Origin of the sequence: Kitasatospora sp. NPDC101235, from assembly GCF_044767505.1 — a bacterium.
Taxonomy (GTDB): Bacteria; Actinomycetota; Actinomycetes; order Streptomycetales; family Streptomycetaceae; genus Kitasatospora.
Genome location: NZ_JBIWNZ010000004.1, coordinates 245,547 through 269,584, shown reverse-complemented (window position 1 = coordinate 269,584; position 24,038 = coordinate 245,547). Strand labels below are relative to the sequence as shown.

The window sequence follows — 24,038 nt, the reverse complement described above, 5'->3', positions numbered from 1 at the left end:
GGAGGGTCACGCTAGTCCATCGGACGACTGGCCCGTCGACCCCGGAGCGCCCTCCGCCGCCTCCCGCGCGATCTCCGCCCGGAACCCCTCGATCAGCACCCGCAGCCCGTACTCGAAGTCCGCGTCGTGATCGGTCATCCGCAGCACGTCGACCGCCTCGCGCAGCAGCGGCAGTTCACGCAGCGCCTCGTCCGGGAACGGCGGCCGGTCGCGGACCGCGGCGTCCTGTCGCCAGGCCTGCTCCTCGGTGACCCAGCCCATGATGTACCGATCGACGGTCAACAGCAGCCGCAGCGCCGTGCGCGGGCGCAGCCCGGCCCCGCAGAGGGCGCTCAGCTGGGCCTCGACCGCCGGGAGTTCGTCCTCGGTGGGCAGGGTGCCGGCGTGCACCCGGGCGCCGTCGCGATAGGCCAGCAGGGCGTTGCGCTTGGCGCGGGCGTCGGCGGCGATCCACTCGGGCCAGTGCGCCGGGTCCGGCGCGCGGTCCGGCGGGAGTGCCTCGGCGAGCATCGCCTCCGCCATCAGGTCGAGCAGTTCCCGCTTGTTCTTGAAGTGCCAGTACAACGCCGGTGACTGGACGCCGAGTTCACGGGCCAGCCGGCGGGTGGTCAGCCCGTCGATGCCCTCCTCGTCGAGCAGGCGCAGCGCCGTGCGCACCACTTCGTCGCGTTGCAGCGCCATCCGATCGGCCTCCTGGTCATTCGCTTGTCAGACCACCTTATCGCCGATAAGTTCCCTCACTGGAATTTATCAGCGATAAGGACGGCCGCCGCGACGCCGACCGGCCGCGAAGGGATCACCCCACCTCATGACCACCGGACCGAACACGACCTCCGGAACGGACCGCTTCCGGTCCCGACTGCTGCCGAACACCGCGCCCTGGCGGTCCTCCCGGGACTTCCGGCTGACCTGGACCTCCGGCACGGTCACCCTGCTCGGCTCGATCTTCACCATGACCGCGATCCCGCTCCAGATCGCCGACCTCACCGGCTCACCGCTGGCCGTGGGCGCGGTCGGCGCGGTCGAACTCGCGCCCACCATCCTGTTCGGCCTCTACGGCGGCGTCCTCGCCGACCGCGCCGACCGCCGCACCGTCGCGCTGGTCACCGAGATCGCACTGGCCGCGCTCAGCGCCCTGCTGCTGGCCAACGCGCTGCTCGGCACCCCCGCCGTCTGGCCCCTCTACGTCGCCGCCGGGGTGGCGGCGGCCCTCCAGGGCATCCAGCAGCCCTCGGTCGAGGCGATGGTCCCCCGACTGGTGCCCCAGGACCAGCTGGTGGCGGCGGGCGCCCTGCTCTCGCTGCGCTGGAGCATCGGCGGCGTGGTCGCCCCGGCGGGGGCCGGCCTGCTGATCGCCACCGCCGGCGTCCCGGCGGCCTACCTCGTCGACCTCGGCACCTTCCTGCTATCGATCGCGCTGCTCGCCCAGGTCCGGCCGGTCCCCTCGGCGCGGGACGCCGAGGCACCACAGCTCACCGAGTTCCTCGACGGTGTCCGGTACGCGGCCCGGCGACCCGACCTGACGGGCACCTACCTGGCCGACCTCGCGGCCACCGTCTTCGCCCTGCCAACCGCACTCTTCCCCTTCCTCGCCGCGGACCTGGACGCCGGCTGGGCGCTCGGCCTGCTCTACTCGGCCAGTGCGGTCGGCAGCCTGATCGCCGCCGCGACCGGCGGATGGGCGGAGCGGGTGCACCGGCACGGCCGGCTGGTCCTGCTCTCCGCCGCCCTGGTCGGCACGGCGACGGCCGCGGCCGCCTTCGCCCCGGGCCTGTGGGCCGTCCTGCTCTGCCTGACCGTCGCGGGCGGCGCGCACTGGATCGGCGACACCTTCCGCAGCGCCATCTGGAACCAGTCCATTCCGGACGAACTCCGGGGCCGCGCAGCCGGGTTGGAGATGCTGATCGGCTCCGCCGGCCCGGCCCTGGGCGACCTGCGGGCCGGCGGGCTCGCCGCCCGGCAGGGCATCCGGGCGGCCCTGCGCACCGGCGGCCTGCTCTGCCTCGGCAGCTCGGCCGCGCTGTCCGCCGCGATCCCCGCGCTCTGGCGCTACGACCAGCGCGCGCACCGCGCCGAGCCGGCCGGGGTGGAGCCCACCCCGTGCCGCACCACCCGCACCGACCCCACCGCATGACGCACCAACCGCACCGGCCCCGCACCGTGACGCACGCACAGGGCCGGCCCCAGCGCACGAACCGCCACTCAGTCCAGGACGAGCGCCGCCGCGTGCCGCTCGATCAGCTCCCCCAGCCGCCGGACGTCCTCGGCCCCACGCTTGGGCACCATGGTCAGCACCCGCGTCTCCTCGTTGCCGCCCAGCAGCAGGAACAGCCCGGGCGTCTCCAGGTGGTACCGCTGGTCCCGCCAGCCGAGCTCGGTGACCGAGACCGCAGTGCTCACGACCACCCCGTAGTCGTCCAGCAGGACCCGGAACTCGCCCTTGTCCGCCACCATCCGCATCGCCCGCCGCACCCGCAACCGGGGCTGCGCGAGCACCACCAGCAACGCGAACACCACCAGCACCGTGGCCGGCAGCAGCGCAACCCGCCGACAGCGGCGAGCAACCCGGTACCCGCCGTCGCACCGGCGGCCACCGCGTACCGAGCCGGCCGCCGGGGAGTTCGGCGTCCACCGCCGACGCGGCACGGCCGATCCCGGAGGCGGGACCCGGATGCCCCGAATCCGCCACCCGCCGCCCGCCGCGCGCGGCCTGCGCCCTCGCGGCCCGCGCGGACGCTCCCGGACTCACACCGTGAGCGCCCGCGCCGAGGCCCGGATCGGCGCCGGCAGCTCCGTCCACCCCCGCAGGTACCGGTCCACCACCGCCGCCACCGCCCGCCCCTCCGCGATCGCCCAGACGATCAGCGACTGCCCGCGCCCGGCGTCCCCCGCGACGAACACGCCCTCCGTCGCCGTGGCGAAGCCGTCGTCCCTGGCCAGGGTTCCCTCCGGCCCGGTGGCGAGGCCGAGTTGGGCGAACAGCCGCCGGTCCGGCTCGGGCCCGGTGAAGCCCAGTGCGAGCAGCGCCAGCTGCGCCGGCAGGCTCCGCTCGGTGCCCGCCCGCGGGCTGCGGTCGACCGGCTCGGCCTCCGCGAAGCGGACGGCGGCCAGCCGGCCGTCCGGCCCGGGCTCGAAGCCCACGGTGGCCGCCTCGAACACCCGGGGCCCGGCCTCCGCGGCACAGGACTCCTCGTGCGAGGTGGTCTCCCGGTACACCTTGGGGTGCACGGGCCAGGGCTGCCCGGAGGCCCGGCGCTGCGGCGGACGCGGGTTGATGTCCAGCTGGGTGACCGAGGCGGCGCGCTGGCGCAGCGCCGTCCCCAGGCAGTCCGCCGCCGTGTCCCCACCGCCGACGATCACCACGTGCCGCCCTTCGGCGGACAGCGGCGAGGCCGGGCAGTCGCCCTCGTCCACCCGGTTCGCCCAGGTCAGGTACTCCATCGCCTGGTGGACCCCGGACAGGTCCTGCCCCGGTACCGGCAGGTCCCGGCAGGCGGTCGCGCCCACCGCGACCACCACCGCGTCGTACCCGGCCCGCAGTTCCTCGCCCGGGACGTCCCGGCCGACCCACACCCCGGTGCGGAAGGCGGCGCCCTCGGCCCGCAGCTGGTCCAGCCGGCGCTCCAGCCGGTGCTTCTCCAGCCGGAACGGCGGGATGCCGTACCGCAGCAGCCCGCCCGCGCGGTCGGCCCGCTCGTACACCGTGGTGGCGTGCCCGGCCCTGGTCAGCTGCTGGGCGGCGGCGAGCCCGGCCGGGCCCGAGCCGATCACCGCGACCCGCCGCCCGTCGGCCCGCTCGGGCGGCCGGGGCCCGTCCCAGCCTGCCTCCCAGGCGCGGTCGGCGATCGCCAGCTCCACGTTCTTGATAGTCACCGCCGCGCCGTCGATCGCCAGCACACAGGCGCTCTCGCAGGGCGCCGGGCAGAGCCGCCCGGTGAACTCCGGGAAGTTGTTGGTCGCCAGCAGCCGCGCCGCAGCCGCCTGCCAGTCCGCTCCCGCGTCCGGTTCCCCGGCCGTCCCCGACTCCGCCACCAGCCGGTTCCACTCCGGCACCAGGTTCCCCAGCGGACAGGCGCTGTGGCAGAACGGCAGCCCGCAGTCCATGCACCGCCCGGCCTGCCCGCCCACCATCGGCAGCAGGGACCCCGGCCGGTACACCTCCTGCCGGTCCCCCAGCCGCTCCCGCGCGTCCCGCCGCGTCCGCTCCGCGCGCGGGGTGGTGAAGAAGGCCATCCGGTCTGCCATCGCGGCCTCCGGTAGGGCGTGCCGACACGGACCAGGCGGCTCACCCGGCGGCGCGCCACCGTCTGGCCACCGTACGCCCGCGAAGCACCGTGCGAAAGAGGCAGCGGTCCCGGACCGGCCCGGGATACCGCGGCCCCGCCCGGAAGCGTCGTGAGCACGCCAGGGAGAATCTCCGCCATGACCCACACCGTGCTGATCGCCGAGGACGACCGGGCCATCCGCGACTCGCTCGCCCGCGCCCTGATGCTGGAGGGCTACCGGGTGCGGATCGCCGCCGACGGCACCCAGACCCTGGCCGTCCTCGCCGAGCAGCGCCCGGACGTCCTGGTGCTCGACGTGATGATGCCCGAGCCGGACGGCCTGGAGGTCTGCCGTCGGCTGCGCGCGGCAGGTGACCGCACCCCGGTGCTGATGCTCACCGCCCGGGTCGAGGTGCCGGACCGGATCGCCGGCCTCGACGCCGGCGCCGACGACTACCTGGTCAAACCCTTCGACGTGGACGAGCTGTTCGCCCGCATGCGCGCCCTGCTGCGCCGTCGGCCGCCCGAGCCCGCCGCCGAGGTGCTGACCGTCGCCGACCTGCGGATGGAGCCGTCGGCCCGACGGGCCTGGCGCGCCGCCCAGGAGCTCGAACTCTCCCGCACCGAGTTCGACCTGCTGGAGCTGCTGGCCCGGCACGCCGGCGCCGTCCTCGACCAGGCCACCCTGTACGAGCGGATCTGGGGCTACGACTTCGGCCCCGGCTCGAAGAACCTCGCGGTGTTCATCGGCTACCTGCGCCGCAAGCTCGACCGCCCCGGCCTGGTGCCGCTGATCCACACCGTCCGCGGCGTCGGCTACACGCTGCGCGAGCCGTGACCGGCCCGGTGCCCCGCCGACCGCTGCGGACACGCCTGCCGCGCCCGGGCCTGCGCACCACCCTCGCACTGGCCTTCGCCGCGATCGCCGCGCTGGTCGCGGTGCTGATCGGCGCGCTCGGCTACCACGCCGCCGCCCGGCTGATCCGGGACGACGAGACCGCCGACTTCACCGCCGCCGTCGACTCCGTGGACCGGCAGGTCGAGCGGCAGGTCCTCCTTCCGGGCGACTTCGCCGGTGCGAGCGGGCTGAGCGACGACCTGGTGCGCCCGATCCGGGTCACCACGCAGTCCCTCGACCCCGACGGCCGGGTGCTGCCCGGCACCGCCCGGCTCGACCTGCCGCCGACGCCGGCCGACCACGATCTCGCCCACGCCGAGCAGCCCGGCCGCACCTCCACCGGGCTGCGCCACTGGCACGGCGACGCCTACCGGGTCGGTGTGGTCTCGCTCGGCGGCCGGCGCGGCGCGGTCCAGATCATCCAGCAGGTCGAGCCCACCGAGAAGCTGCTGACCGCCCTGCGGACCCGCACGGTGGCCCTGGTGGCGGTCGTCGCGGTGCTCGCCGGCGGGGCCGGCCGGCTGCTCGCCCGACGGATCACCGGACGGCTGGTCCGGCTCACCGACGCGGCCGAACTGGTCGCCGCCAGCGGGCGGTTGGACGTCCCGGTACCCGCCGCCGGAACGGACGAGGTAGGCCGGCTCGGCCGGGCCTTCGACCGGATGCTCGTCCGGCTCGCCACCGCCAAGGAGAACCAGCGCCGGCTGGTCCAGGACGCCGGGCACGAGCTGCGCACCCCGCTGACCAGCCTGCGCACCAACCTCTCGGTGCTCCCCAGTCTGGACCGGCTGCCACCCGCCGAGCGCGCCGCGCTGATGGCCGACCTGGCCGAGGAGGCACGGGAGTTGACCCAGCTGGTGGAGGAGCTGGTGGCGCTCGCGGCGGACCGCAGGGCGGACGAGCGGCCGACCGGGGTGGTCCTCGCCGACGTGGTCCGGCAGGCCGCCGCCCAGGCCCGGCGGCGCAGCGACCGGGAGATCGTGGTGGACGCGGACGGGACCGTCGTCACCGCCCGGCCGGACGCGCTGGCCCGCGCGGTCGGCAACCTGCTGGACAACGCCGCCAAGTTCGACCCGGCCGGGACGAGCCCGATCGAGGTGGTGGTGCGCGGCCGACGGGTGGAGGTGCGCGACCGCGGCCCGGGCATCGACCCGGCCGACCTCGACCGGGTCTTCGACCGCTTCTACCGGGCCACCGCCGCCCGCAGCCTGCCCGGTTCCGGACTGGGCCTGGCCATCGTGCACGAGGTGGCCCGCTCGCACGGTGGGACGGCCTTCGCCGCCAACCGGGAGGGCGGCGGCGCGGTGATCGGTTTCACCCTCGGTTCCTGAACGCGCCCGGACACGAAGGGGGCACGCCGGGGCCCGCCCTGTCCGGCACCGCGTCAGACGGCGGCCAGCAGCCCCCGCCCGAGCCAGTCGGCGTCGTCCCGCACGCCGGGCAGGGCGAAGAAGTACCCGCCGCCGGTCGGCGAGATGTAGTCCACCAGCGGCTCGCCGACGAGCCGGGTCTGGGTGGCCTCGAACTGCCGGACCACGTCCTGCTGGTAGCAGCAGAACACCAGGCCCATGTCCAGGTTGCCCGTCGGGTCGATCCCCCGGTCGTAGTTGAAGCCCCGGCGCAGGATGCGCGAGTCATCGGTGTCGGCGGTACGCGGGTTGGCCAGCCGGATGTGCGCGTCGAGCGGGATCGCGGTGCCGTTCGGGTCCTTGGCGTAGTCCGGCGCATCGGTCTCCCCGACGCCGTCCAGCGGCGCGCCGGTGTCGCGGCGGCGGCCGAACATCTTCTCCTGCTCGGTGAGGGTGACGCGGTCCCAGAACTCGATCAGCATCCGGATGATCCGGATCACCTGGTAGCTGCCGCCGGTCGCCCAGGCGGGCTCGCCCGTCCCGTCGGCGACCCAGACCAGCCGGTCCATCTCGCGCGCGGATCCGGTGTCCGGGTTGACGATGCCGTCCTTGAAGCCGAGCAGGTTCCGCTGCGCGCCGTCCGGGCGGGACTGGTTCTGGAAGCCGTCGATCCGCCAGAGGATCTGCATGGCGCCCCGGGTGTGCCGGGTGATGTCGCGCAGCGCGTGCAGCACGGTGTCCTGGCGGTCGGCGCAGATCTGCAGCGAGAGGTCGCCGTGCAGTTCGGCGGCCTGGAGGTTGTCGTTCGGGAAGGTCCTCATCGGCGCGAGCCTGACCGGTTTGGCCTTGGCCAGCCCGTAGCGGTCGTCGAAGAGCGAGGCTCCGACGCCGACCGTGACGGTCAGGTGGTCGGTGGGGACGGTCGGGCCGAGGATGCCGCTGTCCGAGGGCGGCGCTCCGACGCCGAGGTCGGGCGGGGTGCCGCCGGCGGTGAGGAAGCGGATCCGCTCGGTCAGGGTCCGGAACAGCTGTTCCAGCTCCTTGCGGTCCTGGGCGATCACCTGGCAGGAGACGAAGGCCGCGAAGCCGGGGGCCGGGGTGGTGATGCCGGCCTGGTGGGCGCCGTGGAACGGGACCGCCCCGCTCCTCTCCTGCTCGCCGTCCCCGGCGGCGGCCGGGCCGGCGCCGAGGGTGAGGGCGCCGCCGGCCAGGACGGCCGCTCCGGCACCGGCGCCGAGCGCGGCGCGGACGAAGCTGCGCCGGGCCGGTCCGCCCGGGCAGCCGCCCTGCGCGGCGACCCCGGCAGCAGCGGGGGCCTCCACGGCTGCGGTCTGCGCGACGTGCGGGAACGGGCAGGACCCGGTGGCTGCGGTGTGGTCGGTCATCAGGCGGCCTTCCGGATCTCGAGCAGGGCGGGGACGGGGGCGAGGTCTTCGAGCAGTTCGCCGGTGGCGCCGTTGAGCTGCCGCCGGGCGTCGGCGGGCAGCCGGTCGACCGGGGTCCAGCCCTCGGGCCGGTGGGCGGCGGCGACCAGGTCGCCGACCCGCTTCATCCCGGCGTTCACCCTGACGAGCACCTGCGGGTCCCGCCCGTCGAGCAGCGGCTGGAGCAGGGTCAGCAGCTCCTGGGTGCCGGTCAGGTTCGCCTGGGCGGTGGCCAGGTTGGTGCCGCTGCCCATGTCGGTGTCGCCGGTCAGCTCGAACCGGAGGGTGTTCTCCAGGATCTCGTGGGCGCGCAGCGGCAGGTCACCGGGGGCGAAGTCCTGCCCGGGGAAGTCGTGCGCCAGCTTGGCGACGTCCTGCGCCAGTTCGTCGGCGACGGGCGTCAGCTCCTCGGCGGACTGGCCGTGCCAGAGGCCGTACTCCAGCCGCAGGAAGCCGGTGAAACCGGGGTCCCGCTCCTTGTCGGCGAGGCCGTCCGGGCGGCCGTCGATCTTGCCGTCGAGGTCGGCGAAGGTGCCGTACGCGGCGCCGAGCGAGGCGTACTGGAGGTGGGCGGTGAGCCAGTCGGCCTTCGCCGCGCCGAGGTTGCCGTCGTGCACGTCGGCCTGGAGCTTCCGGCTCTGCGTCACGAGCGTCGCGAGGCCCTGGTCGACGTACTCCTTGTAGCTGTCGAGCGGGGCCTTGAGGTCGTCCTCGCCGACCGGCTTGACGGCCTTGACCTCGGTGCCGCCGCCGCTGACGTGCACGGCGGCCGAGGTGACGGGCTTCCCGCCGGTGGGCACGCAGCGCCAGGCGTAGTTTCCGGAGCCGATGGTGGCGGTCAGGGCGCGGGTGGTGCCGGGCGCCAGGCCCTCGATCTCGCCGTACACCGCGCCGCTGCCCGGGTCGACCAGGTAGACCTCGGCGACCTTGTCACCGGTGTTGCGCATCTGGAACACCTGCTGGCCGGGCCGCGGGTCGGCGAAGCCCTTGCCGCACTCCTGCTCGGAGACGGCGACGGTGGCGGAACCGTTCTGCTTGCCGTCGCTGACCGCGATCACGGCACCGGCCACCACCACCGGGACGGCGACAGCCGCGGTCGGCAGCACCCAGCGCGGCCGGCCCGCCCGTACCGGTTCGGCCCCGGCCTCGACGGCCTTCTCCGCGACGGCCTTCGCCGCGGCGGGGGAAGCAGCCGGGGTGCTCGCGCCGCCGCGGACCCCCTCGACGAACAGCGTCATCACGACACCCAGGTACGCGACGTAGCCGACGGCCTGGAGCACCGTCATGGTGACGGTCAGGTTGAGGGTGCCCTGGACCAGGGTCGCGTACCAGGACGAGGCGTCCAGGTGCCCGCTCAGGTCGAAGGCGTACGAGCTGCCGCCGCCGACCAGCCCGGACTCCTGGAGGTCGCGCAGGCCGTAGCCGAGCACGCCCGCCGCGACGACGATCAGGCCGATGCCGGTGATGGCGAAGAACCGGGTGAGGTTCATCCTCAGGGCCCGCCGGTACAGGCCCCAGCAGAGCCCGGTCGAGAGCAGCAGGCCGACGGCCGCGCCGATCAGCGGTCCGGTGGACTCCCCGGCGGTGCGCACGTTGGTCCACAGGAAGAGCGAGGTCTCCAGGCCCTCGCGGGCGACGGCGAGGAAGCTGGTGAGCACCAGCGCGCCAGCGCCCATCGCCAACGAGGCCCGGACCTTCTCCTTGATCTCGGCGGAGAGGGTGCGCGCCGAGCGCCGCATCCAGAACACCATCGCGGTGACGAAGCCGACCGCGATCAGGCTGAGCACGCCGCCGAACGCCTCCTGGGCGTGGCCGGAGAGGCTGGCGGCGGTGAAGGTGAGCACCGCGCCGAAGCTCAGGCTGAGCGCGACGGCCGCCGCGACGCCCGTCCACACCTGGGGCAGCCGGGCCTTCTGGTCCGCCCGGACCAGCGTGGCGACCAGGATCGACACGACCAGTCCGGCTTCCAGGCCTTCGCGCAGCCCGATCAGGAAGCTGGGAAACGCCTCATCCCACATGCGGCGGGCTCCTCCCCCGGGCCCGGCCCGGGTCGTTCACCTGTCCTCGACCCCGCTGCGGTGGCGGCGGAGCGGCGCAGCCGCGACGCCCCGGACACTGCGTCCGGGGCGTCGCGGCTTAGCTTAGGCAAACCTTAGAGCCGACGAGGTCAACTGCACCCCCGCTTCAGGTAAGGGTTCGGTATGAGACCCCCCGCGTCGAGCGAACCGGCAGGCCGGAGGGCCGTCAGGAGGACCGCGTCACCCCCACCACTGCTCCGGCACCGGTTCCGGGTCGGACGATTCCGGGACCGTCACCGGTTCGGCGCAACGCACCAGCAGATCACCCTCCTCCGTCCCGGCGACCAGGTAGCCGCACTCGCGCAGTACGACCGCGGCCGCGCCGCTCAACGCCGCGAGCGCCTCCCGAGAGGGCGGCGCACCCGGCTCCGCGCCCGGCCTCCAGCCGACCAGCACACCCTCGGGGTGACGGTCGATCCACAGCGGTGAGGGACCCTGCCCGGTGTCGAACCCGGCGCGGGCCAGGGCCTCGGTGACGTCCTCGAAGAGTTCACGGTGATCCACCATTGGCGCAGCGTAGGCCCAGGACCGCGCAACCCCCGGACGCGGCGCGCGCCGAAACGGTTCAGCGGCACCCGAGCGCAGCATCGGCACTCGTTGGGCCGAGCGGCGGCCAGCCGATCGGGCGTCAGGGACCCCCGTCCGGCCCGACACGAGCGGCCGGACGGGCCGATGGACGTGCACAGTCGGCCCCCTGCCGACAGCATGACAGAGTAAGCGCTCCATCACCCTGAGCAACGGGTCCGGCGGAACACCTGGTCCGCGCGCCGGTGCGGCCGGCGGAACCCGTATCGAGAGGTCCCATGATCACAACACTTCGCCGGCCGGCGTTCTCGCCGGCGGGCCTCCAGCACGGCACGCCGAGGACGCCGGGGAGCCCGTCGTGAGAACCGACCAGCAGTCGCAGCCGGGACCGGCGACCAGCACGCGCGCCAAGCCCGCCAACAAGGCCGAGACCCTGGCCGACTGGACCGACGGCCGGCTCGGCATCTACTCCCTGGCCAAGTCCAATCTCCGCAAGATCTTTCCCGACCACTGGTCCTTCATGCTGGGCGAGATCGCGCTCTACACCTTCGTCATCATCATCCTCACCGGTGTCTGGCTCACCATGTTCTTCACACCGAGCATGGGCGAGGTCGTCTACGACGGGACGTACGTCCCGCTCAGGGGCATCCCGATGTCCGAGGCCTACAACTCGACGCTCAGGATCAGCTTCGACGTGCGCGGCGGCCTGCTGATGCGCCAGATCCACCACTGGGCGGCGATCGTCTTCGTCGCCTCGATGCTGACCCACATGATGCGCGTCTTCTTCACCGGCGCGTTCCGCAAGCCGCGCGAGATCAACTGGGTCTTCGGCGCGCTGCTGCTGATCCTCGGCATGTTCGACGGCTTCATGGGCTACTCGCTGCCGGACGACCTGCTCTCCGGCACCGGCATCCGCTTCATGGAGGGGGCCATCCTGGCCATCCCGATCGTCGGCAGCTACCTGCAGTTCTTCATGTTCGGCGGCGAGTTCCCGGGCACCGACATCATTCCCCGGCTGTTCACCGTCCACGTCCTGCTGATCCCGGGAGTCATGCTGGGCCTGCTCGTGGCGCACCTGATCCTGGTCTTCTACCACAAGCACACCCAGTTCGCCGGGCCCGGCCGGACCAACCAGAACGTGGTCGGCATGCCGCTGATGCCGGTCTACATGGCCAAGGCGGGCGGCTTCTTCTTCCTGGTCTTCGGCGTGGTCGCGGTGATGTCGGCGATCGCCACGGTCAACCCGATCTGGGCCTACGGCCCGTACCGCCCGGACCAGGTGTCCACCGACGCCCAGCCGGACTGGTACATGGGGTTCTCCGAGGGCCTGATCCGCGTGATGCCCGGCTGGGAGATCAGCGTCTGGGGCGGCCACACCCTCAACCTCGGGGTGTTCATCCCGCTGATGGTCTTCCCGCTCGTGCTGCTGTTCATCTGGGGTTACCCGTTCCTGGAGGCCTGGATCACCGGGGACCGGGGCGAGCACCACATCGCCGACCGGCCGCGCAACGCCCCGGTCCGCACCGCCTTCGGCGTGGCGTGGATGAGCCTCTACCTGCTCCTGCTGGCCGGCGGCGGCAACGACCTGCTGGCCACCCACTTCCACCTCTCGATCAACGCGATCACCTATGCGGTACGGATCGGCTTCTTCACCGTGCCGGTGGTCGTCTTCGTGATCACCAAGCGGTGGTGCCTGGGCCTCCAGCGGCGGGACAGGGAGAAGGTGCTGCACGGCCGGGAGACCGGCGTCATCAACCGGCTCCAGCACGGCGAGTTCGTCGAGGTGCACGCCCCCCTGCCGCCGGGCCGGCTCTACACCCTCACCGCGCACGACCAGCCGCAGCCCTCCGAGCTGCCGCCGGAGGTGGACGAGAACGGGGTGGCCCGCAAGGCCGGGCTGTGGACCCGCGCGCGGGTGAAGCTCTCCCGCGGCTTCTACGGCAAGTACGGCCAGATCACCAAGCCCACCGTCGAGGAGCGCGAGGAGGTCACCAGCGGCCACGGCCACCACTGATCCAGCCCCGACGCCGGGAAGGGCCCGCTGCGCCGGGAACGGCACAGCGGGCCCTCGTCGCACCCGGGCCCGTCGACGGCGGGCCCGGAGCCGCTCAGCCGCGCAGGACGGCGGGGACGACGGCGAACAGCGCCGCCGCCACGGTGACGGAGAGGCAGAGCGCCGCCCAGCGGGCGCAGATCCGGCGGCACTCGGCGCGGTACCGGGCGGCCAGCCGCCGGCAGCGCTCGACCGCGCGGTCGACGACCTCCTCGGCGTAGCGCAAGCGGTCGGCGGCGTAGGCCTGTTCGAGGCTCTCCCGCTCCGGCGCCGGCAGCCACGGGAACTGCGCGGCGAACGCGCGGGCGTCCCGTTCGGCCGCCGCGACCTCCGCCTCCCAGGCCAGGAATCCCTCGATGCGGGCGAACTCCGCCCGGGGGTTCACCCGGGCACCGGCGCCGGCGGGCCTGCCCTGACGAGGGGTCCGCACTCTCGGCGGACGCTGTCTGCCACCCATGACCGCTCCTCAAGTCCTGTCGAGTCGTCCCGCCGGAAAGCCTGCGGGGAAGGGCTCCTGACGGGGATCGCTCCGCGACCAGGCAACTACTATCAGCGACAAACCGCAGGTGGCGGACGGCTCGCCACAGTCCACGCGCCCCGGAAAAACTTGCGCGCCGCGCACTATTGCGCAACGCGCACTTTTTGCGGGACAGTGGTGGCCATGACGAAGGGTCAGCCCGGTCTGCGGGAACGGAAGAAGGCCGCGACGCGGGAGGCACTCAGCTGGGCGGCCCTGTGCCTGGCGGTGGAGCGGGGGCTGGAGAACGTCCGGGTGGAGGACATCGCCGCCGCCGCCGGCGTGTCCCCCCGCACGTACAACAACTACTTCTCCAGCAAGGCCGAGGCGATCGTCCACCGGCACCGCGACCGCCTCCGGCAGTCCACCGAGGCACTGCGGGAGCGGCCCGCCGGGGAACCGCTCTGGGAAGCGCTCACCCGGGCCCTGCTCGCCCCGCACCACGACGCGGCCGAGCAGCCGGACCCACAATGGACCGCCGCTATACGGCAGTTGCTGCGCGAGCCGGTGCTCCAGGCCGAGCTGATGCGCGACGCGGCGCAGACTGCGGCCGGGCTCACGGCCGCGGTGGCCGCCCGGACCGGCACCGACCCGGAGCGGGACCTCTACCCGAAGCTGGTCACCGCGGCCGCGCTCGCCGCGATCAAGGCCGCCAACGACCAGTACCTCACCGCCGACCCGCCGGTGCCGTTCCAGTCGGTGCTCGAGGACGCCCTGCGGCAGCTGGCCGCCGGGCTGCCGGCCCCGTCGCCACATTGAACTCACGCTCTCAGAGGGGGACTCGAGATGGACCACGACGTCGTCGTCGCCGGCGCCGGCCCGAACGGGCTGCTGCTGGCCTGCGAACTCGCACTGGGCGGAATCCGGCCGGTGGTGCTGGAACGGCTGCCCGCACGCTCACAGGCCCAGAAGGCCAACGGGCTGGTCGGCCAGGTGCTCCGGCTGCTCGACCACCGCGGCCTGTACGAGCCGCTCACCGGCACCCCGGGCGCGCCACGGCCCGTGCCCCGCTTCGTGTTCGGCGCCTTCCCGCTGGAGCTGCACCTGCTCGACGAGAACCCGCTGCACGCGCTGCCCGTACCGCAGCACCGCATCGAGGAGGTGCTGGAGGAACGCGCTCACGCACTCGGCATCACCGTGCTCCACGGCCGCCAGCTCACCGGCTTCGCCCAGGACGAGGCCGGGGTGACGGTCGAGCTGAGCGGCCCGGCGGGCCCCGAGCGGCTGCGCGCCCGCTACCTGGTCGGCGCGGACGGCGGCCGCAGCGCCGTCCGCAAGCTCGCCGGGATCGGCTTCCCCGGGGTGACCTCGTCCGACCCGGTTTCGCGGATCGCGCATGTGCGACTCCCCGAGGACGTGCGCACCACCGCCGACGGCGAGTTCCTGCTGCCCGGCTGCCCGGTCCCGTTCCGCCCGTTCACCCACACCCGCACCGAACACGGCGTCATCGTCCTCGCCCCGCTCGGCCCGGACATCACCATGGTCGCCACCATCGAGTGGGGCGGACGGCCAGTGGACGAGACGACGCCGCTCACCCTCGACGAGCTGCGCGCCAGCATCCACCGGGTGACCGGCGCCGACCTGGCGCTCGCCCCGGCCCGCACGCCCGGACCGTTCACCCCACGCCGCCAGGTCGGCCACAACACCCGGCTCGCCGAGAGCTACCGGCAGGGCCGCGTGCTGCTGGTCGGCGACGCCGCCCACGTGCACGCCGCGACCGGCGGTCCGGGCCTCAACCTCGGCCTCCAGGACGCCGCCAACCTCGGCTGGAAGCTCGCCGCCGAGCTGCACGGCTGGGCCCCGCCCGGCCTGCTGGACACCTACCAGCGCGAACGCCACCCGGTCGGCGAGCGGGTGTTCATGCACTCCCAGGCCCAGACCGCCCTGATGGCCACCGGCCCCGGCACCACCGCCGTGCGCGCCCTGTTCGGCGAGCTGCTGGCACACCCGGACAACCTCGGCCGGATCGCCGCGCTGATGGCGGGCAGCGACGTCCGCTACGACGTGGACTGCCCGCACCCGCTGGCCGGGCGGTTCGTGCCGGACCTCACGGCGACCACCCCGGATGGCCCCGTCAGGATCGCCGAACTCGCCCGCACCGGGCGCCCGTTGCTCATCGACCTCACCAACGGGGAGCTGGGCCTCGCGGACCCGGCGGCGGGCTGGAAGGACCGGGTGGACCTCGTCACGGCCTGCTGCCCGCAGCCGCCGGCCGGGGCCCTGCTGCTGCGCCCGGACGGCTACGTCGTCTGGGCCACCGAGCCCGACCGGGCGGATACGGACGAACTGGTCCGGGCGCTGCGCAGCTGGTTCGGCGCGCCCGCTCCTGAACACGAGCTCCCTGTTCCTGCGCACGAGCGCCCGGCCCTTGAGTACGCGCACCCGAGGACGGACGCCCAGCCGCTCTGAGTACCCCGGGGCCGGGGCTCCGGGCGACGGGGACGGGCCCGCCCCTCGGTGCGCCGAGGGACGGGCCCGTTCCCGTCGTGTGCGGGGCGGCCGGGGAACCGCCCGGCGGGTGGGGGACAATGGGCGGCATGTCCCGACGTCGTTCCGCGCCCCGCCCCGCCGCGCCCCGGCTGCTGCCCTCCTCCCCCTGCCCGTGCGGCCTGCCCGCCGCCTACGGCGACTGCTGCGGCCGGCTGCACCGGGGCCAGGCCTCGGCCACCACCGCCGAATCCCTGATGCGCTCCCGGTTCAGCGCCTTCGCCGCGCAGGACGAGGCGTACCTGCTGCGCACCTGGCACCCGGACACCCGGCCCGCGGAGGTCGACTTCGACCCGGGGCTGCGCTGGACCGGGCTGGAGGTGGTGGCCACCACCGAGGGCGGCGCGTTCCACGCGGAGGGCACGGTGGCCTTCCGGGCGCACTGGACCGAGGGCGGCGAGGAGGGCGTGCTCACCGAGAACAGCCGCTTCGTGCGGCACGAGGGCGCCTGGGTGTACCTCGACGCCCTCTCCCTCGGCTGAGCCGCCCGGCCCTCGGCCGCTGCGGACGGCCGCTGAAGGCGGCCGCTACAGGTAGTCGTCCAGCCGGGCCAGCGCGAAGCCCTGCGCGGTGACGTCGTTGACGACCTTGCGCAGCAGGTCCGGCATGGACGCCTTCCAGACGTCGGTGCCCCGGAAGTGGGTCAGGATGATGTCGCCCGGATGCAGCTTCTGGTCTCCGTAGCGCCACTCCATGTGGTCCGGGAAGGCCTCCTCGTTCCACATCGGCACCGCCTTCACCCCGCAGGAGGCTGCCGCGCGCAGGGTGTCGTCGTTGTACTCGCCGTACGGCGGCCGGAACAGCCGGGGGCGCACGCCGATCTGCCGCTCCAGCTGGTCCTGCTGGGTGCAGATCTCCCCGCGCTGGGTCTCGTAGTCCAGCACCTTCAGGTTGCGGTGGTTGATCGTGTGGTTGTTGATCTCCACGCCCTGGGCGTGCAGGTCGCGGAAGTAGCCGTAGTTGTCACGCGCGACGTAGTCGGAGACGTAGGCGCTGAGCGGGATGCCCAGTTCCCGGGCCATCCGGGAGAACTCGGGGTCCTTCTCGGCGCCGTCGTCGACGGTCAGGAAGACCACCTTGTCGTCGGTCGGCACCCGGTAGACGACGGGCGGGCGACCGTCCGCGAGCTTGACCCCCTGCCCCGGGGTGAGCGCGGCCTTGGCCGCCGGGCGCGGCGGGGCCTTGAGCGGCGGGCGCTCCAGGCCCCAGCGCTGGGCGGTCTCCAGCGCGGTGCGGGCGGCCACCTCCTGACGGGCCGTGGACTCGCTGCTGCTCTCCTCCTTGCGGGCCAGGCCGGGCAGCAGTTGCTTCGCCTCGGGCGGGGCGCCCACGCGGTCGCCGCCCCCGGGGGCTGCGGCGCCCTCGGCGGCGGGCGCCGGCTTCGCGTTCGCGTCGGCGGCCGGGGCGGCCTTCGGGCCAGCGTCGGCGGCCGGGGCGGCCTTCGGGCCAGCGTCGGCGGCCGGGGCAGCCTTGGGGCCTGCGGGAGCGGCCGGACCGGCGCAGCCGGCGAGGACGGCGGAGAGGCAGACGGTGGCCAGCAGACCGGCCCGTACACCACTCCGGCGCTGCTGACTCCCCCTCAGACTCCCACTCATGCGACAACCTGATGGTCTATTCATAGATGCACTGCTCCCCCGCCGTCCACCAGCGCCAATCCCCTCGTCACCCGCGCGGGGCAACGACGCACCGGGGCCTTGCCGTTCCTTCGCCCGGGCGTCCGGGTGTTCGGAGATCAGGGCTCCGGGGGGCCGGGAAAACCGATTGCGGTGCCGGAGCCATGAAGTGGATCATGCGCGCATGACGAACACCGCGCCCGGCCACTCCGGCCTCTGGACCGCCGCCACGGCCGACGTGACCAGCCCCGAGGCCCTGGACCTGCTGCGTGAGTACTACTACGACGTGGCCAACCGCTACTACCGCCTGCACTTCGACCGGGAGGGCACCCCCGAGGAGCTGGAGTCCGGCCTGGCCGGCTCCCCCAGCGACGACCTCGCCGCCCCGGACGGCTCGTTCCTGATCGGCCGTCACGACGGCGCCGCCCACGCCTGCGCCGGACTACGGCGACTCGACGCCACCACGGCCGAGCTCACCCGCGTCTTCGTCCGCCCCGGCCTGCGCGGCACCGGCGGCGGCGCCGTACTGCTGGCCGCCGTAGACCGGGCCGCCCGCTCCCTGGGCGCCGACCGGATCGTCCTCGACACCCGCCTCGACCTGATCGAGGCCCGCACGCTGTACCTGCGGAACGGGTACCGGGAGATCCCCGCCTACAGCAGCGGACCGTACGCCGAGATCTGGTACGGGAAGGACCTCACCGCGGTTGAGCAGCCCGGCGGTTGAGCCGGTCCACCCGGCGGCCGCCGGAGCGGGACTGCGGCCCGTCCGCCAGCGCGGTCGCCAGTTCGGCCGCCGAGGGCGGGTTGGCGCCCGGGCGGGCGACGGTCAGCGCGGCCGCCGTCACCGCGTGGGTGAGGCAGGTCGCGAGGTCGGCGCCGGTCGCGCGGGCGTGCAGGAAAGCGGCCATGAAGGAGTCGCCGGCTCCGACGGTGTCCGCGACCGGCACCGGAACGGCCGCGGCCTCGACGTGTCCGCCCTCGGTGGTGCGGGCGAACGCCCCCTCGGCGCCGAGGGTGACCGCGACCGTGGAGGGGCCGAGGGCCAGCCAGCGCTCGGCAGCCGCCTCGGGCCGCTCGCCCGGGTAGAGCCAGGCCAGGTCCTCGTCACTGGCCTTGACCACGTCGCTCAGCGCCACCCAGCGCTCGACCCGCCGGACGGCCTCGGCCCGGTCGCCCATCAGCGCCGGGCGCACGTTCGGGTCGTAGCTGATCTGTGCCTGCCCGCGCCAGCGCTCCACCAGTGCCTGCACCGATCCCGCGCCGGGCTCGGTGACCGCGGCGATCGAGCCGAGGTGGATCGCGGCGGGCGGCTCGGCGAGTTCGGTCGGCGGGAGCGTCCAGCGGATGTCGAAGGCGTAGCGGGCCCGCCCCTGCCCGTCCAGTTCCACCACCGCCGAGGGCGTCCGGGCGACCTCGGCGGCCCGCACCCGCACCCCGGCCGACTCCAGGTGCTGCCGGATCAGCCGGCCGTTGGCGTCCGGCCCCAGCTCGGTGAGCAGCGTGGTCCGGCGGCCCAGCCGGGCCAGCCCGTAGGCGACGTTCGCGGGGCTGCCGCCGGGGTGCACCCGGTCCGGCGCGTCACCCGTGCGGACGATGTCGGCGACGCACTCACCGATCACCAGAACGGGGGAAGCTGGGCTGGTCACGGCGGCTCCTGGCATCCGGTACGCGGGCGTCGTATCGGATGCCAGCCTACGGGGCGCGTCCGGGCGTGCAGCGCCGGGGCAGAAGAGTACGGCCGCCGGACCTGGCCAGGTTTTCCGACGGCCGTGGCTCGTCCGTCAGGGGACGAAGCACTCCCCACGGTAGACCGCGGACGGGGGCGCCGCCATCACCGTGGGCCGTCCGGGGACCACGGTGTGTCGTCGAACCGCACCGACCGCGCCCGTGCCGGCCCGGCGGTCCGCTAGCATCCCTGGCCAGGCTCTCCCGTCCGGGCGGTTCCTGCCTCCGCTCCCGCTCGTGAAGTGCGGTGATCACCCTTGTTCAGGCCCCGCGCCGGCCTGGTCCTGTCGCTCGCGCTCAGTACGGCGCTGCTGTCCGCGAGCGTGCCGACGGCCGGCGCCGCCGACGGGCTGGGTGATCCGGTCTTCCCCTCGCTCGGGAACACCGGGTACCGGGCGCTCGGGTACGACCTGGCCTTCGACTACCGGGCCGGGACCAGGACGGTGGACGCCACGGCCGTGCTCACGGTACGGCCCGACCGCACCCTGGCCCGGCTGGAGCTGGACGCGCTCGGACTGACCGTACGCACCGTCCGGGTCGACGGGCGGCCGGCGGGCTTCGCGACCCACGACGAGAAGCTGACGGTCACCCCGGCCAGGCCCTTCCTCCCTGGCGCCGTCACCCGGCTGACCGTCGAGTACACCGCCGACCCACGCGCCGAACTGCCGCACACCGGCTGGGTGCCCACCCCGGACGGCTTCGCGGTGGCCGGCCAGCCGAACAGCGCGCACACCGTCTTCCCGTGCAACGACCACCCGGGCGACAAGGCCCGGTTCACCATCGCGGTGACCGCCCCGGACGCTCTCCTCGGCGTCGCCAACGGGGAGTTGGCGACCACCGAGCAGCTCGGCGACGGCCGCACCACCCGCCGGTACGTCTCCCGCGAGCCGATGGCCACCGAGCTCGTCCAGGTCTCGGTCGGCGACTACACCGTGCGCGAGCGCACCGGCCCGCACGGCCTGCCGCTGCGCGACGTCGTGCCGACCGCGCGCGCCGCCGAGCTGGAACCCGCGCTCGCCCTCACCCCCGGCCAACTCGCCTGGGCCGAAGCGCACCTGGGGCCCTTCCCGTTCGAGACGTACGGGATCCTGCCGGCCGACACGGACGACCCGTCCGCGTTCGCCTTCACCGGTCTGGAGAGCCAGACGCTCACCCTCTACAAGCCGGACTTCCTACGGCAGGCGGAGCCGGCGATCGGCTCGCACATGATGCACGAGCTGGTCCACTCCTGGTTCGGCAACAGCGTCTCCCCCGCCAGGTGGTCCGACCTCTGGCTCAACGAGGGCCACGCCGACTTCTACGGCCTGATGTACCGATATGAGCGCGGGTGGCCGGACGCCCGGGGCCACACCACGCTGGTCGACCGGATGCGCCACCTCTACGGGATGGGCGACCAGTCCCGGCACGACTTCGGACCGGTCGCCTCCCCCACCGCCGCCGACCTCTTCCGCGACCAGCGGTACACGGGCGGCGCGCTGGTGCTGTTCGCGCTGCGGGAGAAGGTCGGGACGCAGACCTTCGACCGCATCGAGCGCGCCTTCCTCGGCACGTACCGGTACGGGAACGCGACCACCGAGGACTACGTGCGGACGGCCTCGGCGGTGTCCGGGCAGGACCTGCGGGGCTTCCTGGACGACTGGCTGTACGGGCTGCGGACGCCGCCGATGCCGGGGCATCCGGACTGGGTGGTGGGCCCGGTGGGCCTGATGGGCGCGGCTCCGGGAGCATCGGCTCCGGAGGCTTCGGCCTGGGAGGGTGGGGCCGCAGGGGCGGGCGGGCCCGCGGTGGCGCGGGGCTCCGGGACGCTCTGACGGCGCGGCTGGGGCTGCTGGTGTACGCCCGGCGCGCCGCCGTGCGTCCGCCCGCACCGTGCACGCCCCTGACCGGCAGGGGCGGGTGGGGCCATGGTGGTTCCTACGGCCCGCCCGCCGCCCGGCAGAGTCCCGGTCGGCTCGCGGGCCGTCCAACGTCTCCGCGCGCTCCGGTGGCGGCGGTTGCGCGCGGCGGGCCGTAACCCTTGCGGCGCAGCCTCGTTGGACCGGCCATGAAGAAGCGCAGCATGTTCGCCGTTGCCTCGCTCGCCGTTGGTGTCGTGGCCTCCCTCACCGCGCCGAGTGCGCACGCCAGTGCCGTGGGCGGGCAGGAGGGGCTGCCCGGGCCGCTGAGCAGCGCGCCGGACATGGTGCCCGGGCAGGTCGGTGACGCGGGTGGCGTCCTCGGGGAGGCCACCGGCTACGTGACCGGGTCGGCGAACGGCCTGGTGGCGGCCACGCCCGCGTAGTCCCTGTGGTCCGCCGCCCGGCCATCAGCGGCCGCGGTTCAGGACATCGGGGCTCCGAGGTCCTGGGTCCAGTAGGGGGTGCCGGCGGAACTGGTGGCGAAGCCGACGCCGATGTCCTTGAATCCGCAGTCGAGCATGTTGGACTGGTGGATCCCGCCGTCCATCCAGCGGGCGAAGACGGCGGCCGGGGTGGTCGGGCCCCGGTCGAGGTTCTCGCCCCACTGGGACCAGCGGTAGCCGGCGGCGGTGATCCTGGCCTCGGCTCGGACGCCGTCCGGGTTGACGTGGCCGAAGAAGCCGCGGGTGGCCATGTCGTCCGCGTGTTTCTGGGCCGAGCCGTGCAGCCTGGCGTCGATCCGCAGCGGGGTGCAACCGGCCTTGGCGCGTTCGGCGTTGACCAGGTCCACCAGCTGACGCTCCGGGTTGGGCTGCGCTGTCGCGGTGGCGGTGCGGGTCGCGGTCGGCGTCGGTGTGGGCGTCGTCGGCGTCGGGCTCTCCGCAGGTGTCGGGGTCGGCACCGGTACGGGGGCAGCGGGTGCGGCGGCGGCCGTCGGGGCGTCCTGGGCCACGGCCGGCGCGGTGGGCTCCGGCGCCGTCGCCCGCGGGGGCTCGCCGGCCTGCGGCCAGACCAGGGCGAGGGTGGTCACGGCGACTGCCGCGGCCGCGCCGCTCGCCAGGACGGCCTTGCGGGCCGCGGTGCCGGCCCAGCCACCGTGCCCTCCCGCGTGCGCGCCGGTACCGGTGTGGGCTCCGGCACCCGCTCCCGCGCCGGAGCCCGCTCCGGTGACGGCGGCCGCCGGGGAGGCGACGGTGGCCGCGGCCTGCTGGAAGTGCAGCAGCACGGGCGAGTCGAGCGGGATCGGCACCAGGGCGAGGCCGGCCAGCAGCCCCTCGGCCGGGAACAGGTCACGGCCGAGGCCGCCGCAGTCGGAGCAGTCGCGGATGTGGCGGGCGATGCGCTTGCGCCAGACCGAGTTCGGGGTGCCGTCGAAGCCCGCGGTGAGCTCGGTCAGTCCGGGGCAGCGGGGGTAGGCGCCGAGCGCGCGGACGACGATGCGGCCCGCTTCGAGCTGCTTCTTCATCCGCTGCACGCGCACGGCGGTGTGCTGCGGGGTCAGGTCGAGCGCCTCGGCGAGTTCGGCGCGGGTCAGGTCGCCGGCGGCCTCCTGCCACCAGAGGGCGAGCAGCTCGCGGTCGTCGGGGTCCAGCCAGCGGGTGGCCTCGGCCACCTCGCGGCGCTGGCCGGACAGACCGAGGCGCAGGATGGTGAGGTCGGTGAAGTCGGCCCGGGGGTCGGCGACCTCCCAGGTCTCGTCCAGGCCACCGACGGCCGGCTGCTGCTGACCGGCGGCATGCCGACGGCGCACCTGGTTCATGGTGATGGCGACCAGCCAGGACCGGAAGGACTCCGGGTCGCGGAGCCCGTCCAGGCCGTCCAGGGCCCGGATCATGGTCTCCTGTGCGACGTCGTCCACGTCGGCGTGGCCGCCGAGGGCGCGGCCGGCCACGTTGTAGACGAGCGGCAGCCAGGTGGCGACCAGCGCCTCCCGGGCCTGCCGGTCACCTGCCTGGGCCGCGAGCACCAGGGTGGTCCCGGTCCTGTTCTGCACATCAGCCTTCATGGTCCGCGCTCCGTCTTGCCGTGTTTCCGTCCGCCGCTGCCTCCTCGGAGACCCGTGGGAAGTGATCAGATAACAACAATGTGCACGGAATCGGAAAATCGGCCCGGACCGCTCGGCCCGGCCGGGAGGCGGACCGGGCCGGGCGGGGACCCGCGCGGGGGCGGTCAGACGCGGGCCGGTTCCGGTCCGGAGCCGGCGCAGAGCCGGTTCACGCCGGGGCGGCGAGCACCTGGGTCCACCACGGACCGTTGGTGCCGGTCCGCACGCCCACGCCGAGTTGCTTGAACGAGCAGTTCAGGATGTTGGCCCGATGGCCGGGGCTGTTCATCCAGGAGCTCATCACCGCGGCCGGGTCCTTCTGCCCGCGGGCGATGTTCTCGCCCCAGGTGCTCCAGCTGTAGCCGGCCGCCTCGATCCGGTGATCGGCGTGATAGCCCTCCGGGCTGGCATGGTCGAAGAAGTTGCGGTCGGCCATGTCGTCGCTGTGCGACTGGGCCGCACTCGCCAGCCGGGGCTCGGCGCTGACCGGCCCGCAGCCGGCCTTGGCACGCTCGGCGTTGACCAGGTCCACGACCTTCTGGGCGTACGACGGAGCCGCGCCCCCGCCCGCCGATGCGGCCGCGGCGGTCCGCTCGGCGGCGGCCTGGGCGGCAGGGGCGGTACGGGTGGCGCCCGGGGTCGCCTTCACCGCGGAGGCCGTGGGGGTGGGCACGGCGGTCGGGGTGGCGACGGCCGAAGCCGTCGGGGAGGCCGGAGCGGTCGCGGTCGGCGTTGCCGAGGCACTCGGGGTGACCGCCGGGTCGGTGGCGGTGGGGGTGGCCGGCGGTGGAACGTCCGGGATCGTCCCGCCGGCACCGGGCACCTGGATGCCCTCGTGCGTGCCCAGTTCCGCGGAGATCAGCGCGTCGGCGGCCAGCGACCGGCCGGCCATGTCGCGGTCGGTCTGCTTGCCGGCGTACGCCGCGTAGCCCGCGCCGGCCAACGCGGCGAACAGCCCGGTGCTGGCCACGGCGGCGACGACCGCGGCGACCGGCACGATCCCGCCGCGCCGCCGCGCCCGCCGGCCCCGGCCGGTGTGCCGCTCGGCAGCCCGCCGCGCCGCCCGGCCGCCGGAGCGGCCGCGGACTCCACTCCCGCTCCCGCTGCCGGCGCCGCCTCCGCTCGCCGGGAGGATGGTCGTCCTGTCGTCGCTGTTCACGTG

Annotated in this window: 21 protein-coding genes; 10 read left to right on the top strand and 11 right to left on the bottom strand. The window is 74.4% G+C overall.

Features of this window, described 5'->3' with window-relative positions:
- Nucleotides 1-6 precede the first annotated feature (6 nt).
- Entirely contained in the window at nt 7-681 is a 675-nt protein-coding gene (locus ACIRRH_RS10000) for a TetR/AcrR family transcriptional regulator C-terminal domain-containing protein (protein ID WP_403064380.1), read from the bottom strand.
- 127 nt (nt 682-808) lie between these two features.
- On the opposite strand from ACIRRH_RS10000, the gene ACIRRH_RS09995 reads away from it, so the two are divergent.
- Nucleotides 809-2,134 (top strand): MFS transporter, encoded by a 1,326-nt coding sequence (locus tag ACIRRH_RS09995; RefSeq protein ID WP_403064377.1) that lies wholly within the window; start codon nt 809-811, stop codon nt 2,132-2,134.
- A 68-nt stretch (nt 2,135-2,202) separates the two neighbouring features.
- Here the strand turns inward: ACIRRH_RS09995 and ACIRRH_RS09990 are convergent, their stop codons facing one another.
- Together ACIRRH_RS09990 and ACIRRH_RS09985 are read right to left on the bottom strand one after the other, a co-directional pair.
- A complete protein-coding gene (locus ACIRRH_RS09990) occupies nt 2,203-2,514 on the bottom strand; it encodes a hypothetical protein (protein ID WP_403064374.1) in 312 nt (103 codons plus the stop codon).
- 231 nt (nt 2,515-2,745) lie between these two features.
- Entirely contained in the window at nt 2,746-4,245 is a 1,500-nt protein-coding gene (locus ACIRRH_RS09985; RefSeq protein ID WP_403064371.1) for a glutamate synthase subunit beta, read from the bottom strand.
- A 177-nt stretch (nt 4,246-4,422) separates the two neighbouring features.
- Between ACIRRH_RS09985 and ACIRRH_RS09980 the strand changes: the two genes are divergently transcribed.
- Together ACIRRH_RS09980 and ACIRRH_RS09975 are read left to right on the top strand one after the other, a co-directional pair.
- Nucleotides 4,423-5,103 (top strand): response regulator transcription factor, encoded by a 681-nt coding sequence (locus ACIRRH_RS09980; protein ID WP_403064368.1) that lies wholly within the window; start codon nt 4,423-4,425, stop codon nt 5,101-5,103.
- Nucleotides 5,100-6,494 carry an ATP-binding protein gene (locus ACIRRH_RS09975; protein ID WP_403064365.1) on the top strand — a complete coding sequence of 465 codons (1,395 nt, stop codon included), beginning with the start codon at nt 5,100-5,102 and terminating at the stop codon, nt 6,492-6,494. The genes ACIRRH_RS09980 and ACIRRH_RS09975 overlap by 4 nt, the downstream gene beginning before the upstream one ends.
- Nucleotides 6,495-6,547: 53 nt before the next feature.
- Here ACIRRH_RS09975 and efeB read toward each other — a convergent pair whose 3' ends face one another.
- From efeB to ACIRRH_RS09960, 3 genes are all read right to left on the bottom strand, one after another.
- Nucleotides 6,548-7,897 carry an iron uptake transporter deferrochelatase/peroxidase subunit gene (gene efeB / locus ACIRRH_RS09970; RefSeq protein ID WP_403064362.1) on the bottom strand — a complete coding sequence of 450 codons (1,350 nt, stop codon included), beginning with the start codon at nt 7,895-7,897 and terminating at the stop codon, nt 6,548-6,550.
- Nucleotides 7,897-9,954, bottom strand: a complete 2,058-nt coding sequence (gene efeU, locus ACIRRH_RS09965; RefSeq protein ID WP_403064359.1) for an iron uptake transporter permease EfeU — start codon at nt 9,952-9,954, stop codon at nt 7,897-7,899. Before efeU ends, efeB begins: the two co-directional genes overlap by 1 nt.
- Before the next feature lie 240 nt (nt 9,955-10,194).
- Nucleotides 10,195-10,521, bottom strand: coding sequence for a hypothetical protein (locus ACIRRH_RS09960; protein WP_224283245.1), 327 nt, complete (start codon nt 10,519-10,521; stop codon nt 10,195-10,197).
- 376 nt (nt 10,522-10,897) lie between these two features.
- Between ACIRRH_RS09960 and ACIRRH_RS09955 the strand changes: the two genes are divergently transcribed.
- Nucleotides 10,898-12,553, top strand: coding sequence for a cytochrome bc complex cytochrome b subunit (locus ACIRRH_RS09955; protein ID WP_403064356.1), 1,656 nt, complete (start codon nt 10,898-10,900; stop codon nt 12,551-12,553).
- A 94-nt stretch (nt 12,554-12,647) separates the two neighbouring features.
- Here ACIRRH_RS09955 and ACIRRH_RS09950 read toward each other — a convergent pair whose 3' ends face one another.
- The gene (locus tag ACIRRH_RS09950; RefSeq protein ID WP_403064353.1) at nt 12,648-12,977 is read right to left on the bottom strand and encodes a cytochrome C oxidase subunit I; all 330 of its coding nucleotides are present in this window, start codon (nt 12,975-12,977) and stop codon (nt 12,648-12,650) included.
- A 276-nt stretch (nt 12,978-13,253) separates the two neighbouring features.
- On the opposite strand from ACIRRH_RS09950, the gene ACIRRH_RS09945 reads away from it, so the two are divergent.
- The 3 genes from ACIRRH_RS09945 to ACIRRH_RS09935 all read left to right on the top strand — a co-directional run bounded on the left by ACIRRH_RS09945 (nt 13,254) and on the right by ACIRRH_RS09935 (nt 16,078).
- The gene (locus ACIRRH_RS09945) at nt 13,254-13,868 is read left to right on the top strand and encodes a TetR family transcriptional regulator (protein WP_403064350.1); all 615 of its coding nucleotides are present in this window, start codon (nt 13,254-13,256) and stop codon (nt 13,866-13,868) included.
- 27 nt (nt 13,869-13,895) lie between these two features.
- Nucleotides 13,896-15,518, top strand: a complete 1,623-nt coding sequence (locus tag ACIRRH_RS09940; protein WP_403064347.1) for an FAD-dependent monooxygenase — start codon at nt 13,896-13,898, stop codon at nt 15,516-15,518.
- A 128-nt stretch (nt 15,519-15,646) separates the two neighbouring features.
- The gene (locus ACIRRH_RS09935) at nt 15,647-16,078 is read left to right on the top strand and encodes a YchJ family protein (protein WP_403064344.1); all 432 of its coding nucleotides are present in this window, start codon (nt 15,647-15,649) and stop codon (nt 16,076-16,078) included.
- 45 nt (nt 16,079-16,123) lie between these two features.
- On the opposite strand, the gene ACIRRH_RS09930 is transcribed toward ACIRRH_RS09935, so the two are convergent.
- Nucleotides 16,124-17,191: a polysaccharide deacetylase family protein gene (locus ACIRRH_RS09930; RefSeq protein WP_403064341.1), complete on the bottom strand. Its 1,068-nt coding sequence runs from the start codon at nt 17,189-17,191 to the stop codon at nt 16,124-16,126.
- 202 nt (nt 17,192-17,393) lie between these two features.
- Between ACIRRH_RS09930 and ACIRRH_RS09925 the strand changes: the two genes are divergently transcribed.
- Nucleotides 17,394-17,933, top strand: a complete 540-nt coding sequence (locus ACIRRH_RS09925) for a GNAT family N-acetyltransferase (protein ID WP_403064339.1) — start codon at nt 17,394-17,396, stop codon at nt 17,931-17,933.
- On the opposite strand, the gene ACIRRH_RS09920 is transcribed toward ACIRRH_RS09925, so the two are convergent.
- On the bottom strand, nt 17,905-18,855 hold the full coding sequence (locus ACIRRH_RS09920) for a carbohydrate kinase (protein ID WP_403064336.1): 951 nt from the start codon (nt 18,853-18,855) through the stop codon (nt 17,905-17,907). The two genes, ACIRRH_RS09925 and ACIRRH_RS09920, sit on opposite strands and share 29 nt — an antisense overlap.
- Before the next feature lie 336 nt (nt 18,856-19,191).
- Here ACIRRH_RS09920 and ACIRRH_RS09915 point away from each other — a divergent pair, with 336 nt between their 5' ends.
- The gene (locus ACIRRH_RS09915; RefSeq protein WP_403064333.1) at nt 19,192-20,745 is read left to right on the top strand and encodes a M1 family metallopeptidase; all 1,554 of its coding nucleotides are present in this window, start codon (nt 19,192-19,194) and stop codon (nt 20,743-20,745) included.
- Between the two features lie 233 nt (nt 20,746-20,978).
- Nucleotides 20,979-21,215 (top strand): hypothetical protein, encoded by a 237-nt coding sequence (locus ACIRRH_RS09910; protein ID WP_403064330.1) that lies wholly within the window; start codon nt 20,979-20,981, stop codon nt 21,213-21,215.
- 38 nt (nt 21,216-21,253) lie between these two features.
- Here the strand turns inward: ACIRRH_RS09910 and ACIRRH_RS09905 are convergent, their stop codons facing one another.
- The gene (locus tag ACIRRH_RS09905) at nt 21,254-22,837 is read right to left on the bottom strand and encodes a sigma-70 family RNA polymerase sigma factor (RefSeq protein ID WP_403064328.1); all 1,584 of its coding nucleotides are present in this window, start codon (nt 22,835-22,837) and stop codon (nt 21,254-21,256) included.
- 208 nt (nt 22,838-23,045) lie between these two features.
- Nucleotides 23,046-24,035, bottom strand: a complete 990-nt coding sequence (locus tag ACIRRH_RS09900) for a CAP domain-containing protein (RefSeq protein WP_403064325.1) — start codon at nt 24,033-24,035, stop codon at nt 23,046-23,048.
- Nucleotides 24,036-24,038 lie beyond the last annotated feature (3 nt).

Coding starts and splice junctions, on each gene's coding strand:
- ACIRRH_RS10000 (WP_403064380.1), bottom strand. CDS start 681: ATGGCGCTGCAACGCGACGAAGTGGTGCGCACGGCGCTGCGCCTGCTC.
- ACIRRH_RS09995 (WP_403064377.1), top strand. CDS start 809: ATGACCACCGGACCGAACACGACCTCCGGAACGGACCGCTTCCGGTCC.
- efeU (WP_403064359.1), bottom strand. CDS start 9,954: ATGTGGGATGAGGCGTTTCCCAGCTTCCTGATCGGGCTGCGCGAAGGC.
- ACIRRH_RS09960 (WP_224283245.1), bottom strand. CDS start 10,521: ATGGTGGATCACCGTGAACTCTTCGAGGACGTCACCGAGGCCCTGGCC.
- ACIRRH_RS09940 (WP_403064347.1), top strand. CDS start 13,896: ATGGACCACGACGTCGTCGTCGCCGGCGCCGGCCCGAACGGGCTGCTG.
- ACIRRH_RS09985 (WP_403064371.1), bottom strand. CDS start 4,245: ATGGCAGACCGGATGGCCTTCTTCACCACCCCGCGCGCGGAGCGGACG.
- ACIRRH_RS09925 (WP_403064339.1), top strand. CDS start 17,394: ATGACGAACACCGCGCCCGGCCACTCCGGCCTCTGGACCGCCGCCACG.
- ACIRRH_RS09905 (WP_403064328.1), bottom strand. CDS start 22,837: ATGAAGGCTGATGTGCAGAACAGGACCGGGACCACCCTGGTGCTCGCG.
- ACIRRH_RS09945 (WP_403064350.1), top strand. CDS start 13,254: ATGACGAAGGGTCAGCCCGGTCTGCGGGAACGGAAGAAGGCCGCGACG.
- efeB (WP_403064362.1), bottom strand. CDS start 7,897: ATGACCGACCACACCGCAGCCACCGGGTCCTGCCCGTTCCCGCACGTC.
- ACIRRH_RS09935 (WP_403064344.1), top strand. CDS start 15,647: ATGTCCCGACGTCGTTCCGCGCCCCGCCCCGCCGCGCCCCGGCTGCTG.
- ACIRRH_RS09910 (WP_403064330.1), top strand. CDS start 20,979: ATGAAGAAGCGCAGCATGTTCGCCGTTGCCTCGCTCGCCGTTGGTGTC.
- ACIRRH_RS09930 (WP_403064341.1), bottom strand. CDS start 17,191: ATGAGTGGGAGTCTGAGGGGGAGTCAGCAGCGCCGGAGTGGTGTACGG.
- ACIRRH_RS09980 (WP_403064368.1), top strand. CDS start 4,423: ATGACCCACACCGTGCTGATCGCCGAGGACGACCGGGCCATCCGCGAC.